The 1696-nt window shown below is 76.4% G+C and carries 3 protein-coding genes; 2 read left to right on the top strand and 1 reads right to left on the bottom strand.

The window, feature by feature from the left end:
• Window positions 1-349, bottom strand: a 349-nt coding sequence (locus VGD85_RS11165; RefSeq protein WP_331063513.1) for an acetate--CoA ligase family protein, incomplete at its 3' end; no start/stop codon positions are given.
• Between the two features lie 49 nt (window positions 350-398).
• On the opposite strand from VGD85_RS11165, the gene VGD85_RS11160 reads away from it, so the two are divergent.
• Both VGD85_RS11160 and VGD85_RS11155 read left to right on the top strand, forming a co-directional pair.
• Window positions 399-1148 (top strand): acetate--CoA ligase family protein, encoded by a 750-nt coding sequence (locus VGD85_RS11160; RefSeq protein ID WP_331063512.1) that lies wholly within the window; start codon window positions 399-401, stop codon window positions 1146-1148.
• Window positions 1149-1227: 79 nt separating this feature from the next.
• Window positions 1228-1696: universal stress protein (locus VGD85_RS11155; protein ID WP_331063511.1), on the top strand; the 469-nt coding region annotated here is incomplete at its 3' end.

The following is a 1696-nucleotide window of genomic DNA, read 5'->3' as shown; positions in this document are numbered from 1 at the left end:
CGTCGACGACCGCGCACGACTCGCTGCCGACGATGACCGGGTTGAGGTCCACGTCCGCGACCTGCGGCACGTCCTCCGCGAGGGCCCCGAGCTCGACGACGAGGTCCACGAGGCCGTCGACGTCGCCGCGCGGCGAGCCGCGGTAACCGTCGAGCAGCGGCCAGATCCGCAACGACCGGATCGCCCGCAGCGCGTCGCTGCGCGAGACGGGAGGCAGCATGAACGTCCGGTCCTGCCACACCTCCACCGCGACCCCACCGGCCGCGACCATCACCAGCGGCCCGAACCGCGGGTCGCGGACCACGCCGAGAGCGATCTCCACCCCGGACGCGACGTTCTGCACCAGCACCGGGACCTCGGGGTCGCCCAGCTCCGCACCGAAGCCGGCGACGGCCGCCGTGGACCGCGACCGCGCCGAGGACGCCCGGGCCGTCGCGGCCGCGCTCCTGGGCACGGCCACCGACGAGCAGGGCTGGCTCTCCGTCGCCGACGCGACCGGTCTGCTGGCGGCGTACGGCCTGGACCCGCTGGGGGAGGTCGTCGTCGGCGCCGACGCGGCCGTCGAGGCGGCCGGGTGGTTGGGCTACCCGGTGGCGGCGAAGGTCGCGGGCCGCGAGGTGCCGCACAAGAGCGACCGTGGGCTGGTCAAGGTCGGGCTGCGCACCCCCGAGGAGCTCGCGGCGGCGGTCGCCGGATTCGGCGCCGAGCTGGGCGACCCCGAGGTCCCGGTGCTCGTGCAGAACGTCGCGTCCGGGGTGGAGATCGCGCTCGGCGTGGTCCGCGACCCGCGGTTCGGGCCGCTGGTGATGGTCGCGGCCGGCGGGGTCGCGGTGGAGGTGTGGCAGGACCGGACGTTCATGCTGCCTCCGGTCTCGCGCAGCGACGCGCTGCGGGCGATCCGGTCGTTGCGGATCTGGCCGCTGCTCGACGGTTACCGCGGCTCGCCGCGCGGCGACGTCGACGGCCTCGTCGACCTCGTCGTCGAGCTCGGGGCCCTCGCGGAGGACGTGCCGCAGGTCGCGGACGTGGACCTCAACCCGGTCATCGTCGGCAGCGAGTCGTGCGCGGTCGTCGACGTGAAGGTCCGCCTGGACCGCAGCGCCGTCGTCGACCCGGGCATCCCGCGCCGGCTGCGGCCGGGCAGCTGAGCGGGCGGGCCCTCGGACCCTGGCGCTCAGCGGCGCGCGGGGGCAGGCTGGTAGCAGCGTCTCGAGGAGGTGCGGTGCCATGCCCGAGGCCCAGCCGACGCCGGTGCTGGTCGGAGTCACCGACGACGAGGACGTCCGCGGCGCACTGGCGTTCGCGGTCGCGGAGGCTCGGAGGCGCGGCGTGGGGGTCCACCTCGTGCACGTCACGCCGGTGGTGCCGCTCGGGCCCGTCGCGCAGGACGAGGTCGACGCCACCGGCCACGACCTGCTCGCCCGGGTGGCCGGAACGGTGCGCGCCGACGCACCCGACGGGCCGCCCGTCACCACCGCGCTCGTGCACGGGTCCGCCGCCTCGGCACTGGTCGAGGCGGCGTCGGGCGCCAGCATGGTCGTCCTCCAGCACCAGCGGATGGGGCGACCCGGCCTGGTCGCCACGCTCTCGGTGACCAACCCGGTCGTCGCGCTCGCGGACGTCCCCGTCGTCGCCGTCCCGGCCGGGTGGTGCGAGGACCGGCCCGGCCTGGTGATCGCCGGCGCCGACGACGGGG

Source organism: Nocardioides sp. (assembly GCF_036401255.1).
Classification (GTDB): domain Bacteria; phylum Actinomycetota; class Actinomycetes; order Propionibacteriales; family Nocardioidaceae; genus Nocardioides.
The sequence above is the reverse complement of the archived record's forward strand: the minus strand, read 5'-3'. Positions and strand labels throughout refer to the sequence as shown.